Annotated in this window: 10 protein-coding genes; 4 read left to right on the top strand and 6 right to left on the bottom strand. The window is 66.2% G+C overall.

Going from position 1 to position 14,961, the window contains the following annotated elements:
* The first annotated feature begins 40 nt into the window (after positions 1-40).
* The 3 genes from DOM41_RS08180 (at position 41) to mnmC (ending at position 3,154) form a co-directional block, all read left to right on the top strand.
* Positions 41-592 carry a septation protein A gene (locus tag DOM41_RS08180; protein ID WP_110686330.1) on the top strand — a complete coding sequence of 184 codons (552 nt, stop codon included), beginning with the start codon at positions 41-43 and terminating at the stop codon, positions 590-592.
* On the top strand, positions 592-891 hold the full coding sequence (locus tag DOM41_RS08175) for a YciI family protein (RefSeq protein ID WP_110686329.1): 300 nt from the start codon (positions 592-594) through the stop codon (positions 889-891). The genes DOM41_RS08180 and DOM41_RS08175 overlap by 1 nt, the downstream gene beginning before the upstream one ends.
* A gap of 247 nt (positions 892-1,138) precedes the next feature.
* Positions 1,139-3,154, top strand: a complete 2,016-nt coding sequence (mnmC, locus tag DOM41_RS08170) for a bifunctional tRNA (5-methylaminomethyl-2-thiouridine)(34)-methyltransferase MnmC2/FAD-dependent 5-carboxymethylaminomethyl-2-thiouridine(34) oxidoreductase MnmC1 (protein WP_110686328.1) — start codon at positions 1,139-1,141, stop codon at positions 3,152-3,154.
* A gap of 20 nt (positions 3,155-3,174) precedes the next feature.
* Here the strand turns inward: mnmC and DOM41_RS08165 are convergent, their stop codons facing one another.
* Positions 3,175-3,888 (bottom strand): response regulator, encoded by a 714-nt coding sequence (locus DOM41_RS08165; RefSeq protein ID WP_342588147.1) that lies wholly within the window; start codon positions 3,886-3,888, stop codon positions 3,175-3,177.
* 5 nt (positions 3,889-3,893) lie between these two features.
* Positions 3,894-5,489 carry an ATP-binding protein gene (locus DOM41_RS08160; protein WP_110686326.1) on the bottom strand — a complete coding sequence of 532 codons (1,596 nt, stop codon included), beginning with the start codon at positions 5,487-5,489 and terminating at the stop codon, positions 3,894-3,896.
* Positions 5,490-5,940: 451 nt separating this feature from the next.
* Here DOM41_RS08160 and DOM41_RS08155 point away from each other — a divergent pair, with 451 nt between their 5' ends.
* Entirely contained in the window at positions 5,941-7,254 is a 1,314-nt protein-coding gene (locus DOM41_RS08155; protein WP_110686325.1) for a 2-hydroxycarboxylate transporter family protein, read from the top strand.
* Between the two features lie 120 nt (positions 7,255-7,374).
* Here the strand turns inward: DOM41_RS08155 and DOM41_RS08150 are convergent, their stop codons facing one another.
* The 4 genes from DOM41_RS08150 to smc all read right to left on the bottom strand — a co-directional run bounded on the left by DOM41_RS08150 (position 7,375) and on the right by smc (position 14,936).
* The gene (locus tag DOM41_RS08150) at positions 7,375-7,644 is read right to left on the bottom strand and encodes a YheU family protein (protein WP_110686324.1); all 270 of its coding nucleotides are present in this window, start codon (positions 7,642-7,644) and stop codon (positions 7,375-7,377) included.
* A 1-nt stretch (position 7,645) separates the two neighbouring features.
* Positions 7,646-9,676: an NAD-dependent DNA ligase LigA gene (gene ligA, locus DOM41_RS08145; RefSeq protein ID WP_110686323.1), complete on the bottom strand. Its 2,031-nt coding sequence runs from the start codon at positions 9,674-9,676 to the stop codon at positions 7,646-7,648.
* A 226-nt stretch (positions 9,677-9,902) separates the two neighbouring features.
* A complete protein-coding gene (gene zipA, locus DOM41_RS08140; protein WP_110686322.1) occupies positions 9,903-11,138 on the bottom strand; it encodes a cell division protein ZipA in 1,236 nt (411 codons plus the stop codon).
* A 255-nt stretch (positions 11,139-11,393) separates the two neighbouring features.
* Positions 11,394-14,936 carry a chromosome segregation protein SMC gene (gene smc, locus DOM41_RS08135; RefSeq protein ID WP_110686321.1) on the bottom strand — a complete coding sequence of 1,181 codons (3,543 nt, stop codon included), beginning with the start codon at positions 14,934-14,936 and terminating at the stop codon, positions 11,394-11,396.
* Between the last annotated feature and the right edge of the window lie 25 nt (positions 14,937-14,961).

Here is a 14,961-nt window from a genome sequence, read left to right as displayed (position 1 = left end):
CCGCTTAACATCCTGCCAGTTCCCTCAGAGCGCTCCGCCCATGAAGCTGCTGTTCGACTTTCTCCCGATCGCGATCTTCTTCGCGGTGTACCACTTCACGGGCGACATCATCACCGCCACGCTGGTGCTGATACCGGCAACGCTCGCCCAGCTTGCCATCACCTGGTGGCGCCAGCGGCGCATCGAGAAGACGCTGCTGGTGACCTCGATCATCGTCCTGGCGTCCGCCGGGGCAACCGTGGCCTTCAATAACCCGGCGTTCATCCAGTGGAAGCCGACCGTGGTCAACGCGGCCTTCGGCATCGCCTTTCTGCTCTCGCCGCTATTTGGCGGACTGACCCTGACCCAACGCATGATGGGCAAGGCGGTGACGCTGCCGGCAGCGGCCTGGCGGCGGCTCAATCTTGCCTGGGTCGCCTTCTTTTTTGCGATGGCCGCCCTCAATGTCTACGTCTTCACCCATTACAGCGAGGCCACCTGGGTCGACTTCAAGCTGTTCGGCATGCTGGGTCTGACGCTACTGTTCGTGGTGGGACAGGCGCTTTACCTGGCCCGTCACCTTTCCCGCTCCCCCACCGAGGAGAATCGCTGATGCTGTATGCCATCATGAGTCAGGACGTCGAGGAGAGTCTCGACAAGCGCAAGACGGCGCGCCCGGAACACCTGGCAAGGCTCGAACGCCTGCGCGACGAGGCGCGTCTGGTGCTTGCCGGTCCGCTGCCCGCCACCGACAGCGCAGACCCGGGCGACGCCGGCTTCACCGGCAGCCTGGTCGTGGCCGAGTTCGACTCCCTGGAGGCGGCCAAAGCCTGGGCCGACGCCGACCCGTACGTTGCCGCCGGGGTCTATGCGGACGTCATCGTCAAACCGTTCAAGCACGTCCTGCCTTGAGTTCCCCCCGGCGCGCGGTGTCGCGCGCCGGGTATCTGCCGCGCAACGGCCGATCCACCGCATGTTCAATCCATCACAGGCCCAATCCATCACAGGGGCAGATCCCAGCGATGAGATCGCCATCGGGTTTTGCACAGTGGCTGTGGATAACACTGTTGAGATCCCGCGGACGTCTGGACGAGCCGCCGACATCACGCCGACTGGCGCCAATTGATCAATTTTTGAACCCCCGCCGAGACGCTACCGCATGTCCGATACCCCGTCCCGCCCTGCCCAGACCGACGCCGATACCGGCACCCCGGCGCTGACCGTCGAGCCCGCTGAACTGGAGTGGCGACGGGATGCGGAGGACCGCGAGGCCCCCTTCTCCGCGCGCTACGACGACGTCTACTTTTCTCGCCACGATGGCCGGGAAGAGAGTCGCTTCGTCTTCCTCGCCCACAACCGGCTGGCCGAGCGGTTTGGTGCCTGGCAGTCGGCGCGACCGTTCGTCGTCGGCGAAACGGGCTTCGGTACCGGGCTCAACATGCTGCTCGCCTGGGCATGCTTCACCGACAACGCGCCACCGTCGGCACGGCTGCACCTGGTCTCGACCGAAAAGCATCCGATGACGCGCGAAGCGCTCGCTCGCATCTGGCAGAGCTGGCCGGATCTCGCCCCCCGCGCCGAGACGCTCATCGCCCAGTGGCCGGACGCCGTCGCGGGCATTCATCGGCTTCGACTCGACCCCCGCGTCACGCTCGATCTGCACATCGGCGACGCCGCCGAGTCGCTCAGCGCGCTGGAAGGCCAGGTCGACGCCTGGTTTCTGGATGGCTTCGCCCCCGCCAAGAATCCGGACATGTGGCACGCCGGGCTGTTTCACGCCATGGCGAGCGCCAGCCATGGCGAGACGACGTTCGCGACCTTCACCTGTGCGGGATTCGTTCGCCGCGGACTGGCCGAAGCCGGTTTTAGCTGGCGCAAGGTGCCGGGGTTCGGCCGCAAGCGCGAGATGCTCTGCGGGTCGCTGGCCTCGGCACCCGACGACGAGGCTCGCGCCGCGACGCCCTGGTTCACCCCACCGGCGACACGCCGAGCTGCCCACATCGCGGTGATCGGCGCGGGCATCGCCGGCACGAGCATGGCCGAAGCGCTGGCCCGACGGGGCAGCCAGGTAACGCTAATCGACCCGAAAGGCATCGCCGGCGGCGCCTCCGGGAATCCGCAGGCGGCGCTTTACGTCAAACTCGCCGCCGAGCCGAACCGGCAGAGTCTTTTCTATCTGGCGGCCCTGCAGCATGCGCATCGCTGGCTCTCGACGCTCGATCCCGAGCGCACGTTCTGGTCCGACTGCGGGCTGCTGGCCCTCGCGCCCCACGAGCGGGAAAACCGGCGCCAGCGACGATTTCTCGACCACTACGGCCTGCCGCCGAGCGTCGTTGCTGCCTGCAACACGGCTGACGCGTCACGCCTGGCAGGCATCGCGGTGGAGAACGACGCCCTGCACTATGGCAGCGCCGGCTGGGTCGACCCGGGCGCGCTCTGCCGACGCCTGGCCGACACGCCGAACGTGACGCTGCGCCAGGCCTCGCTCGCGGGATACCACGCGCACGGCGACGGCTGGCAACTCGAATTGAGCGACGGTGACCTCACCGTGGATCAGATAGTGATCACCGCCGGTCCCGCCAGTGCCGCCTGGCTCGATGGCCTGCCCCTGCAGCCGATTCGCGGCCAGGTATCGATGCTCGAGCGGGACGCGCTGCCGGCGCTCAACCGGGTGCTCTGCGCCGAGGGTTATGTACTGCCGCCGCGACACCGCACGCTCACCTTTGGCGCGACCTTCCACCCCAACGACGCCGATACCGCGGTGACGGAGGCGGATCATCGGCGCAATCTGGAAGAGCTCGCGCGCACGGCCCCGGCGCTCGCCGAGGCGCTCGGCGACATCGATCCGGCAAGCCTCGACGGTCGCGCGGCCGTCCGCGCGGCGAGTCCGGACAAGACGCCCTACGCCGGGCCGCTGCCGATGGCGGCGCAGTGGCGAGAGGACTACGCCGCCCTCGCCAAGGATGCCCGCCGACGCTTCTCGACGCCGGGGGCGCACTATCCAGGGGTGTGGGTCAGCGCCGCCCACGGTTCGCGGGGCATGGTGAGCGCACCGCTCTGCGCCGAGCTGATCGCGTCGCGGATTCACGCGGAGCCGCTGCCGCTGCCACGGGCGCTGGTCGATCACCTCCACCCCGGCCGGCGCCTGATCGCCGAGTTGATCCGCGGTCAGTAGCGGCACAGGCCGCGTGTGCGCTAATGGCCGATGTATTCGAGAGCGGCGATATCCAGACAGCGGTAGGTGAACGAGGGGCGGCCAATCTGGCCGTAGTGAAAGGACTCCTCGAGCAGGCCGCGATCCACCAGGTGCTTGAGGTACTTGCGAACCGATACCCGCGACATGCCGCTCTCTTCACTCAGCGTTTCGGTGGTGAAGATATCGCCGGCGTGAACGACGGCCGCCCGCGCGACCTGGGCGAGAGAATTTTGCGTCAGTCCCTTGGGCAGATCGCCCGGGCGCGCCGGCGCCCCGGCGTCGCGCCGGAACAGCGCATCGACGTCGCGCTGGTGCGCCCGCGCCGGCAACCCCGAGAGTCGATGGTGGGTGTCGAGACACTGGCCGAGCGCTTCGCGAAAGCGGGCGAAGTCGAACGGCTTGACCAGATAGTCGGCGACGCCCAGATGCTTGGCCTCGCGGACCGTATCGATCTCGGAGGCGGCAGTGATCAGCACGATCTGCACATCACGGGCCTGACGGCGAAGCTCGCGGACCAGCGTCAGTCCGTTCTGGTCGCGCAGATAGACATCCAGCAGCAGGAGATCCACGGCGTCGCGGGCCAGGACGTCGCGGGCGGTCGACAGATCCTCGCACTGGGCGACCAGGCTCACACCATCGACGCGATTGAGAAATTCGACGTTGAGTCGCATCACCATCGGATCGTCTTCCACCACCAGTACACGCATGCTCATCTCGCTCAGGTCACTCCGTCGGTTACCGGGTTAACGGTCGCGGTGTAGGGCAGTGTCACTTCGACCAGGGTGCCACGCCCCGGCGTCGAGTAGAGGGCGAGCGTGCCGCCGCGGGATTCGATATGGGTCTTGACCATGGCGAGGCCGAACCCCCGCCCCTCGCCCTTGGTCGACACGCCCTGCGACAGCACGCGGGCGCACTGCTCGGCGCTCATTCCCGCGCCGCTGTCGGCCACATGCAGCGACAGCGCATCGGCATCGAGCGCAAGGGTGAGCGTGACCCGCCGCGACTCACGCCCGGCCAGTGCCTCGAAGGCGTTCTCGAGCAGGTTGCCGATGATCGTCACCAGCAGATGGCACACCTCCTCTTCCGCCGCCGCGGGCAAGGGAGTCTCGAGCTCGATCTCAAGCTCGATACGACGCTCCCGCGCTTCGCTTCCCTTGGCGAGCAGATAGCCTGCGAGTACCGGATCTCGCACCTTCTCGACCCGCTCCGCCGCGGGGGCGATCAGGGTGCTGTCGAGCTCGCGCAGGTAGCGCTCCAGCCGGTCGAGATCGCGCAACTGGACCAGGCCGAGAATGACGTGGAGACGATTCTTGAACTCGTGGGTCGAGGCTCGCAGCGCCTGAGCATAGCGGCTGACACCGGTCAGCTCCTCCGCCAGACGATTCACTTCGCTGCGGTCGCGAAGCGTCACCACGCTACCCCCCACGCCCTCTCCCGCGTGGCGAATCGTTGCTCGGTTGACGACCAGCGCCCGACCGTTGAGCGTCAGCCGTCGGTCACGGACGAGCGAGTCGTCGCCGAACAGGGTGTCGAGGGTCTGTTGCGGGACCGAACCGGTGGCGTCGACACCCAGTAGTCGTTGCGCTGCCGGATTGATCAGGGTGAGCTCGCCGTCCGCACCGACGGCCAGCACCCCCTCGTGCAGCGAGGCCATCACCGCCTGACGCTCCTGCACCCAATGCGATATCTGATGCGGCTCGAAGCCCAGCAGCACGCGTTTGATGTAACGCGAGAGCCAGCCCGCGCCAATCCCGCCGACGATCGTCAGCAAGAAGACCCCGAGCAGGCCGATCTGGCGATTTTCGGCGACCAGCAGTCCCAGTCGGCTCAGGGTCACGCCCGTGGCGACCGCCCCCAGGATGCTGCCGTCCTCGCCGCGCACGGACGAGAAGCCGCGCAGGCTGAGCCCCAGCGTACCCGGTGCCCGCGACACGTAGGACTCACCGTCGAGGGCAGGGTCCTCGTCGCCGCCGCGAAATCGCTGGCCCACCGCGTCGGGGTCGGGATGCGTCAGGCGCAGATGATCACGATCCATCACCGTGATGAAGTCGACGCCGAGCCGCTCGCGCAGCGATTCGATGTCACGACGCAGCGAAGAGCCCGGATCGCGCACGATCGGCGCTGCCGCCAGCGCATCGCGTACATCGCGTCGGGTCGCGATGACGCTCGCCAACCCCTGGACCCGCTTGGCCTGAGCCCGCTCGACGCTCTCGCCGAGCTGGTAGTCGAAAATCAGAAACGCCGTTCCCAGCGTCAGCACGATCATGCTGGCGACGAGGAGGAATATCTGGGCGCTCAGGCGTAAGCGTTTCATGGGCCCTCAAGACAAGGCATCGATGGTCAGGATCGGCGAAGTGGGCGCAGCATACCGTGCCATCGAAATCACGCCTATCACACGGACTCGTTGCCCCGGTTGGCCGGCTCATGGCACCCAGGCTTCGCGCAGCGTGGACGCCGGCTCGCCTCGAGTTTCTCTCTGACTGGCACCGATTTCGCTTCTGACTCGCGCCGGGATCGGCGCCGAGTCCCGCCGATGCACGTGGCGAATCGCAGCGGGCAAAAATCCTGCGGCTTAGACCAACGTGGTATTCCGACGCTCAAGGGTTTGTGCAGCGCCATCTCGCGCTGCTTTCAATAGTTTCTAAAGACTTAATTAAGTTGGGAAAATTTGGCTCAGCCGGCTCCCCTTTTATCCTCGGCGACCAGCCGTTCGCGGCACACTTTCGTCCACCGCCCACCGGGCGCTCACCTTCGGGGAGCCAATCATGACTTCATCCGTGTCGCCTCGTGCGCACGCCGAATCGGCCGACCGACGCCACTGGCTGGCGACGCCGATTTTCGGTATCCCTTTCCCCCTGTTTGCGATCGCCTCCGCTGTCCTCATCCTGTCGATGATCACGGAAACGCTACCGACCGGCATGATCGGCGCCCTGCTGGTGATGATGCTGTTAGGCGAGCTGTTCGGCTTCATCGGCGATCGGCTGCCGATCGTCAAGACCTACCTGGGCGGCGGGGCGATCCTCTCCATCTTCGGCTCCGCGGCGCTGGTCTATCTGCAGTGGCTGCCGACGAGTGTCGTGGACAACGTGACCCAGTTCATGAAAGGCGGCGGCTTTCTGAATTTCTACATCGCGGCGCTGATCACCGGCAGCATTCTGGGCATGGATTCCAAGGTGCTGGTCAAGGTCGGCTCACGCTATGCCCTGCCGCTGACCTGCGCGGTGCTGTTCGCAGCGCTGTTTGCCGTCGCCGTGGGCTACGTCATGGGTTTCTCGCCCCAGGACGCGGTCGTCGTCATTACGCTGCCGATCATGGGCGGCGGCATGGGCGCCGGTGCGGTGCCGATGAGCCAGATCTACGAGCAGCTCCTCGGCCAGCCGGCGAGCTACTACATCTCGATCCTGGTACCGGCGCTGGCGCTGGGTAACGTCTTTGCGATCATCATCGCCGGGTTGCTCAACGGTCTGGCCAATCGGGTGCCGAGCCTGACCGGCAATGGCCAGATGATGCCCGGCGTCGAGATCGAAGAGCGGGAGACCAAACCCGATCTTTCCAAGCTGGGGATTGGCGTGATCGCGGCGCTCACCTTCTTCGTCGGCGGCGAGATCCTGGGCAGCGTCATCCCGCTGCATCCCTATGCGTTGATGATCGTTCTGGTCGCCGCGCTCAAGATCGCCAACGTGGTCCCGGAGTCGATCAACGAGTCCGCCGCTCAGTGGTTCCAGTTCGTGGCCAAGAACTGGACCTTCGCGCTGCTCTTCGGCATCGGCATCGCCTACACGGACCTGGGGCAGGTCATCGATGCGATCTCGATCACCTACGTCATGATCGTCTTCGCCGTGGTCGCCGGTGCGGCTTTCGGTGCCGGTCTGGTCGGCAAGCTGGTCGGCTTCTACCCGATCGAATCCGCGATCACGGCGGGGCTGTGCATGGCGAACATGGGCGGCACCGGCGACGTCGCGGTGCTATCGGCGGCGAAACGCATGCAGCTGATGCCGTTCGCCCAGATCTCCTCGCGGCTCGGCGGCGCGCTGATCCTGCTGATCTCGAGCATTCTGGTGCCGATCTTCTTCGCCTGACGGCTCGACTCGGCCGGCAAGACCGCTGCTGCCAACAACGGCGCCCCGTTCAGGAACGGGGCGCCGTTTGTCGTTGAAGTCTGGCATCGACTGCCCGCCTGGCCGCCGTGACTGAGGGCATCAGTCGCCCTCCTCCTCGTCGTCGCCAATCTGACGCCCGAAGCTCTTCCACTGGGTGAGTGTCATCACTTCGGTGAGTTCTGTCTGCAGATCGTGGACGATCAGCAGCTCGCCCCGCTCGAGCTGGCGTCGGAGCTCACGCACCCAGTCGTGCATGTCGGTGACGACGTCCGTGGTGTCATAGCCCTGCCGGGTGACGAAGACCTCGAGCAGCGCGTCCAGCGTGTCGGCGGGCAGCATGGCGTGCGGTACGTCGATGAAGCGGCTCATGTCAGGACTCCCATTCGGTCAGACGTGCGATAAAGGTCGCCTCGTCGATCACCTCGACGCCGAGTGACTCGGCCTTGTCGAGCTTGCTGCCGGCACCGGGGCCGGCGACGACGGTAGCGGTCTTCTTGGAGACGCTGCCGGCCACCTTGGCACCCAGCGCCTGCAGGCGTGCCTTGCCCTCGTCCCGAGTCATCTCCTCGAGTGTGCCGGTGAGCACCCAGGTCTGGCCTTCTAGCGGCTGTGGGCGATCGGCGACCGCCTCTTCTTCCCAGGTCACACCGACACGAATCAGATCGTCCAGCGTCTCCTGGTTATGCGCCTGGCGGAAAAACGTATGCACGTGACGAGCGACCACCGGACCCACGTCATTGACCGCCTCCAGCGCCGGCAGCTCGGCGCCGCGGAGTGCCTCCAGCGTGCCGAAGTGGCGCGCCAGATTGGCCGCCGTGGTCTCGCCCACCTCGCGGATACCGATGGCGTAGATGAATCGTGCCAGCGTGGTCTGTTTGGCGGCGTCGAGGGCGTTGACCAGATTGCTGGCCGACTTCTGCGCCAGTCGGGGCAGCTCGGCGAGGCTTTCGGTCTCGAGCCGGAAAAGATCCGCCGGCGTCTGGACCCAGTCACGCTCGACCAGCAGATCGATCAGCTTCTCACCCAGACCGTCGATATCCAGCGCGCGTCGGCTGGCGAAATGCTTGAGCGCCTCCTTGCGCTGCGCCGGGCAATAGAGACCGCCGGCACAGCGCGCGGCAACCTCGTTGTCGAGGCGTTCGACGGCGGAGCCGCAGACGGGGCAGGCCTCGGGTAGCTCAATGGTGCGTGTGTGCTCGGGCCGCTGCGACTCGACCACGCCGACGATCTGCGGGATGACGTCACCGGCACGCCGCACGATGACGGTATCGCCGATGCGCACGTCGAGCCGGGCGATCTCGTCCATATTGTGCAGTGACGCGTTGGACACCGTGACCCCCGCCACCTGCACCGGTTCGAGCTTGGCCACCGGCGTCAGCGTCCCCACCCGGCCGACTTGGAAGGCGACGTCGTTGAGCGTGGTGGTCTGCTCCTGGGCGGGATATTTCAGCGAGATCGCCCAGCGCGGGGCGCGCGAGACAAAGCCGAGTTCGCGCTGGGCACGCAGGCTGTCGATCTTGATCACCGCGCCGTCGATGTCGTAGTCGAGCGAATCGCGCTGCTCGCCCAGGCGCCGACAGAATTCGATAACGCCTTCGTCGCCGGTGACCACGTCAAGCAGCGGACTGGTACGAAAACCGAGCGTGCGCAGCCGCGCGAGATAATCCGAATGCGAGCGTGCGACGTCGTCCCCCTCGAGCCGGGCAACCTGATAGGCGCAGAACTCCAGTGGCCGCTGGGCGGCGATGCTCGAGTCGAGCTGGCGCAGGCTACCGGCGGCCGCGTTGCGAGGGTTGGCAAAGACCTTGTCGCCACTCGCCCGGGCGCGGTCGTTCAACGCCTCGAAGCCGGAGTGACGCATGTAGACCTCGCCTCGGACTTCGATCAGCTCAGGAATGGCATCGCCACGAAGTTTCAGCGGGATCGAGTGAACGGTGCGCAGGTTGAGCGTGACGTCCTCGCCGCTGCGACCGTCGCCGCGCGTCGCGCCGCGCACCAGACGGCCGTTTTCATAGATCAGCGAGACGGCAAGACCGTCGAGCTTGGGCTCGCAGCAGAATGTGACCTCGGACGCCTCGCTCTCGAGCTTGTCCGCGGCGCGCTTGACGAAGGCCCGCAACTCCTCCTCATCGAAGGCGTTATCGAGCGACAGCATGGGAACCGCGTGACTCACTTCCTCGAAGCGGTCGGCAGGGGCAGCACCGACCCGCTGGGTCGGTGACTCCGGCGTCACGAGGTCAGGGTACTGGGCCTCGAGCTGCTGGAGTTCGCGCAGCAGCGTGTCGTACTCGATATCGGTGAGACGGGGATCATCTTCGACATAGTAGTGATAGTTGGCATCATCCAACTGCCGGTGCAGCGTCTCCGCCCGCTGGCGGGCCGCTTCGGAAATCTGACTCATGGCGCTCGATTCGATCGCGTGAAAGAAAGGCTCGCGGTATCGCGAAGAGGAGTTTCTGACAGAGAGCGATTGTAGCGGATGGCGGGCGCCGCGCCGATCACGAGGAGGTCATCGGTGGGACCGACGCTGCCAAGGGCGAGGCCCGGACCCGGCGGCGCCCCCAGCACAAACGACAACGGGGCCCGAAGGCCCCGTCGTTTCCGATTCACCCGCCTGGCGGGCGCAATCAGTTGGCTTGGTAGCGATGCAGCCGATGACGACGTTCGAAATCCTGAACGCGCTGACGGGCGAACTCGATCGTCTGGGCGGTCATCACGCTGTGATTCTCGTCCTTGAGCTCACCGCCCAGATGGCGCACCAGCACCATCGCAGTCTCGAGCATCGCCTCGAAGGCCACCGAGGTGTCATTGGCACCGGGCAGAGGCATCAAGAAGCTCACCCCGGGGGTGACGATCTCGTCCATCTTGTCCAGGTCGAAGACGCCGGGCTTGAGCACGTTGACCATCGAGAACTGGAGCTGGCTATCGCTCTCTTCGGTCTCGAAACGGTGGAAAATCCCCATTTCGCTGAATCGCAGACCGCATGCGAGCATCAGTTTGAGCAGCGTAGTGCCGTCGAAACCTTCCTCGCTGCGCGCCAGCACGCTGATGACGATGATCTCTTCTGCATCCGCCAGCGTTTCGCGCGCTCGTGCCGCGTTGACATGGTGGCGCTTGGCGCGCTCGACCACCGGATGAGGCGTGACCACGTCATCGCGACGGGCGGGCGCGTCATCGGCGGCAGGCGCCTCGAGGGACTCGGACCGGACGCCCGTGTCGCCCCGCGTATCGGCCGCGGACCGGGCTGGCTGCTCGTCGCCGATCTGGTCGGGATCGAGATCCACCGGTGTCAGCGTCTCGATCCGCAGCCGCTCGGCGTCCGCCGCCCGGGTGTCGGGCTCGACGTCGGCCTCGAAGCCGGCGAGCCGCGGTTCTTCGTGAATCGCCTCGTCGTCATGCTCGATATCGTCACGCTTCTGGCCGAGGCGCTGTGCGGACTCGCTCATGCGCTTGGCCCCGGCGCGCATCGCGCTTTTGACGTTCGCCTGCATGTTGGCAAACGACGAGCGAGAGCGGCGATCGAGAATGCTGCTCTGAAGAGACGCTTCCGGGATCCGCTCCTGGCGTTTCGGCTCGGTCGGCCGGACCGGCTCCATGGCGTCCTGGCTACGCTCGAACGTCGCCGCGCGCACGACACGAGCGCCGCCATTGGGAAGTTCCCAATTCATTTCGGCCTCGCGGGCCTGCTCTTCCGTATCCTGCGCGTCGGAGTCGACGGCGTCCCCCTCGGCCTCAGCGGCGTCAGTGGTCGCGCGGTCGAGTCGCGGTACGCGACGTTGGCGCTGTAGGCGACGAAAGCCATCGATCACGATGGTCGCTACCAAAACCAGCCCCAGGATGATGAGCCACTCTCTTAGTTCCATGGGTCGTCTTGCCTGTTCGCGATGCCGCTATGCCGAAGGGAAGGTTTACATGCCGGGGCATGCGGGCCTAAGCATAGCGTGATTTGTCCGAAGTGAGCTATTTTTTTTCGTTGTCAAGGACTGTTTTGCTCACCTGCCATCGCCCTTCAATTATCCCGTTTGGAGACTAGTCTATTACGCCGTCGGACGGTTTGGCTATTTTCCCCAATGCCCCGTCGAGCGCCAGTCGACTTTTCGCTAGGGGTTTCGTCCATCTCAAGCGGACTCCGCCAGCGACGCTGCCTCGTCCACGCCCACCGAGACCAGCCGGGAGACACCCGGCTCCTGCATTGTCACACCCATTAATCGCTCTGCGGCTTCCATGGCAATCTTGTTATGGGTGATGAATATGAACTGCACGCTTTCCGACATCTCTTTGACCAGCCTGGCGTAGCGTCCGACATTGGCATCATCCAGCGGCGCATCGACTTCATCGAGCATGCAAAACGGCGCCGGATTGAGCTGAAAGATGGCGAAGACCAGCGACAGCGCGGTGAGCGCCTTCTCGCCGCCGGACAGCAGATGAATGGTGCTGTTTTTCTTGCCGGGCGGGCGCGCCATGATCGCCACGCCGGTCTCCAGCAAATCCTCGCCGGTGAGGGTCAACCACGCGGCCCCGCCACCGAAGACTCTTGGAAAAAGCGCCGCCAGTCCGTCGTTGACTTGCTCGAATGTCTGCTTGAAGCGACTGCGTGTCTCTTGATCGATACGCTTGATCGCCCGCTCCAACGTCTCGATCGCCTCGCTGAGTTCGGCGTGCTGGGCTTCCAGGTAGTCGCGGCGCTCCGCCTGCTGGTCGTACTCCTCGATCGCTGCAAGGTTGATGGCACCGAGCCGCCGGATGCGCTCGAGCGTCTCGTCGAGGCGTGCCTGCCAGGCGGACTCGGTGGCCGCGGGGTCGAGCGCGTCGAGCAGCGCGTCACGGTCGTGCCGCGCCTCCTCCAGCTGGGCGGCCTGCGCCTCGGCCTTGAGCGTCAGTGCCTGAACCTGCATCCGCACTTCCTGCAGCCGCTCGCGTCGCTCGTTCAGCGTGCGCTCATGTGTCTGGCGATCGGTCTCCGCCTGGCGCAGACTCTCGCCCACCTGATTGGCGCGGTCGCGACACGCCTCGAGCGTCTGCTCCTCGCGACTGCGCTGGTCGAGCAGCGAGGCGAGTCGCTCACGCTGCTCGTCGTCCGGCTCGTTGAGTGCCTCGCGCTGGGCCTGTAGGCTCTCGCAGCGCTCATCGAGGGTGGCCAACTGAACCCGGCTACGTGCCAACTGCTGGGCCAACTCGCTGCGCTGCGTCTCGAGACGCTGACACTCGAGCCCCTGGGCCTGATGCTGCGCGCGCACCTTCTGCTGCTCCCGACGCAGCGTATCCAGCGTTTCCTGCGTCTCGCGGCGGGCATCGTCGACCCCACCCCGCTCGATAGCGGCGGCCTCGACAATCGTCAGCGCCTGCTGCCAGCGCTCCCGCGCCTCTTCCCACTCGAGCCGGGTGCTCTCGCATCTTTCGCGACGCTCGGCGAGCTCTTCGTCGATCTCCTGCGCCCGCGCCTCGGCGTTCTCGAGCCGGCCATCCAGCGTCGCCAGACGCGTTGCCGCCTGCTGGCGCTCGCGAGCCAGTACCGCTTCCTCCTCTCTCGAGGCTTCCAGCGCCGCTTCACTCGACGCAAGCGTCGCCTGGGCTTCGGCCAGTGCGGCATCGATCGTTTCGATGCGGGCGTCGAGGGTCTCCAGACGCGCCAGCCGTGTTGCCCGCCGTTGCCGTTGAAGGACGACACTGTCGCCGGCGGCATCGTCGCGGCCCAGGCGACGCGCCCAGCCCCGGCCGAGCCAGAGCCCCTCCGCGGTGATCACGCTCTCCCCGGGCGCCAGACGCTCGCGCCAACGCCAGGCATCATCGAGTGCCTCGGCGCAGTGGATGCTGTCCAGCAGCGGCGCAAGCGGGCCGGCCCCAGCCACCTTGTCGGCGAGGGTGCCGCTCTGAGGTGTCTGTTGCGGTAGCGACGGCGTCGAAGCCTGACGATCTGGCGCGACATCGGCCGTGTCGACCACCGGCAGCTCGCCACTGATCAAGCCCTCGAGCGGTGCCCGCGCCTGATCGATCTCGCCGAGGCGAGCGTGCAGCCAGGGCCCCAGCACCCAGGAAACGGTTCGCTCCCAGCCCGCCTCGACATCGAGGCGCTCCGCCAGCCGCGGTGCCCGGGCAAGGGCATGATCGGCGAGATAGTCGGCCACCCCGGCGTCACTGTCGGTCAGGGCGGCATCGATCAGCGCGTCGAGGGAGGCGATCTCGCCCTGCAACCGGTGACGCTCGGCGCTCACGTCTTCACGGTCACGCCGCTGCGTCTCGACCGTTTGCCGGGCCTGGTCACGCGCGTCGGTGTGGCGCTGGCGCTGCTCGTCGAAGGTCCGTTCGCGCACCGCCACCGCCGCTTGACTCTCGACGAGTGCGTCGCGCTCTCGCTTGAGCTCGCTGACGTCCGGTAGCTCGGCGCGCTGGCGGCGGCGACGCTCGATCTCACCATCGAGGTCGGTGACGAGGCGTTCGAGCCGCTGGATGGTCGCCTGCTCGCGCTCCGCGGCGTAGCGACTGTCTCTCTCCTTGCCGCTGGCCTCTTCCCAGGCCTGCTGGCGCTGGTTCATCTGAGCTTCCGCTTCCGCCAGTCGACTCTCCAGTGCCTCCAGTCGCTCCTCGACAGCCTCGGAATCCGGCGCCAGTGCCTCAAGGCGCGAGGCGATCTCACCGCGGCGGCGCTCGTCCTCGGCGACGAGCTCGGCCAGCGATTCCCGCTCGCGGTACGCGGCCTCGAGATCGGTGGCGAGTTGATCGTCGCGCTGGCGCGCGTGTTCAAGAGACTGCTCGAGCCGGGCGATGGCGGCCCCCGTTTCGTAGAAACTCGCCTGATGTCGCTCGAGTTCCTGGGCGATTTGATCGTGCGTCTCGCGCCCTTCCACCAGTTGCGTCTCGCAGGCGCGAAGCCCCAACGTCTCTTTCTCTATCAGGGTCTCGAGCTCGCCAGCCCGCGCCGTTTCCTCGGCGAGCTGACCGCGCAGGGCGCGTTCACGCAGGACCGCGAGTTCGCCGCGGAGGCGGTGCGCCTCATCCTGGAATCGCTGGTATCGACGGGCGGCTTCCGCCTGGCGCTTGAGCCGTTCGAGCTGCTTGTCGAGCTCCTCGCGAATATCGTCGAGGCGTTCCAGATTCTCCTGAGTTCGCCGCAGGCGATTCTCGGTCTCGCGCCGCCGCTCCTTGTATTTGGAGATGCCGGCCGCTTCCTCGATCGTGCTGCGAAGCTCTTCGGGACGCGCCTCGACCAGCCGCGAGATCATCCCCTGCCCGATGATGGCGTAGGAGCGCGGCCCCAGGCCGGTACCGAGGAAGATGTCGGCGATATCGCGACGCCGGCATTTCTGGCCGTTGAGGTAGTAGGTGGACTGCCCCTCCCGCGTGACCTGACGCTTGACCGCGATCTCGGCATAACTGGCATAGGCGCCGCCGAGACTGCCGTCGCGGTTGTCGAACAGCAGCTCGATGGCGGCCTGCCCCACCGGCGAGCGCCCGGTCGAGCCGTTGAAGATGACGTCCGCCATCGACTCGCCGCGTAGGGTCTTGGCGGAGGACTCGCCCATCACCCAGCGCACGGCATCGATGACGTTGGACTTGCCACAGCCATTGGGCCCGACGATGGCGGTCATGTTGCCGTCGAAGGGGACCGTCACCGGGTCGACGAAGGATTTGAAGCCGGCCAGTTTGATCGATTTGAGGCGCATACCGCCGCTCTGTCTCCTGGTTCAA

Source organism: Salinicola aestuarinus (genome assembly GCF_003206645.1).
Classification (GTDB): domain Bacteria; phylum Pseudomonadota; class Gammaproteobacteria; order Pseudomonadales; family Halomonadaceae; genus Salinicola; species Salinicola aestuarinus.
The sequence above is the reverse complement of the archived record's forward strand: the minus strand, read 5'-3'. Positions and strand labels throughout refer to the sequence as shown.

What these genes read in the sequence shown, in the direction of transcription:
- DOM41_RS08180 (WP_110686330.1), top strand. Translation starts at nt 41, where the DNA reads ATGAAGCTGCTGTTCGACTTTCTCCCGATCGCGATCTTCTTCGCGGTG.
- DOM41_RS08175 (WP_110686329.1), top strand. Translation starts at nt 592, where the DNA reads ATGCTGTATGCCATCATGAGTCAGGACGTCGAGGAGAGTCTCGACAAG.
- mnmC (WP_110686328.1), top strand. Translation starts at nt 1,139, where the DNA reads ATGTCCGATACCCCGTCCCGCCCTGCCCAGACCGACGCCGATACCGGC.
- DOM41_RS08165 (WP_342588147.1), bottom strand. Translation starts at nt 3,888, where the DNA reads ATGAGCATGCGTGTACTGGTGGTGGAAGACGATCCGATGGTGATGCGA.
- DOM41_RS08160 (WP_110686326.1), bottom strand. Translation starts at nt 5,489, where the DNA reads ATGAAACGCTTACGCCTGAGCGCCCAGATATTCCTCCTCGTCGCCAGC.
- DOM41_RS08155 (WP_110686325.1), top strand. Translation starts at nt 5,941, where the DNA reads ATGACTTCATCCGTGTCGCCTCGTGCGCACGCCGAATCGGCCGACCGA.
- DOM41_RS08150 (WP_110686324.1), bottom strand. Translation starts at nt 7,644, where the DNA reads ATGAGCCGCTTCATCGACGTACCGCACGCCATGCTGCCCGCCGACACG.
- ligA (WP_110686323.1), bottom strand. Translation starts at nt 9,676, where the DNA reads ATGAGTCAGATTTCCGAAGCGGCCCGCCAGCGGGCGGAGACGCTGCAC.
- zipA (WP_110686322.1), bottom strand. Translation starts at nt 11,138, where the DNA reads ATGGAACTAAGAGAGTGGCTCATCATCCTGGGGCTGGTTTTGGTAGCG.
- smc (WP_110686321.1), bottom strand. Translation starts at nt 14,936, where the DNA reads ATGCGCCTCAAATCGATCAAACTGGCCGGCTTCAAATCCTTCGTCGAC.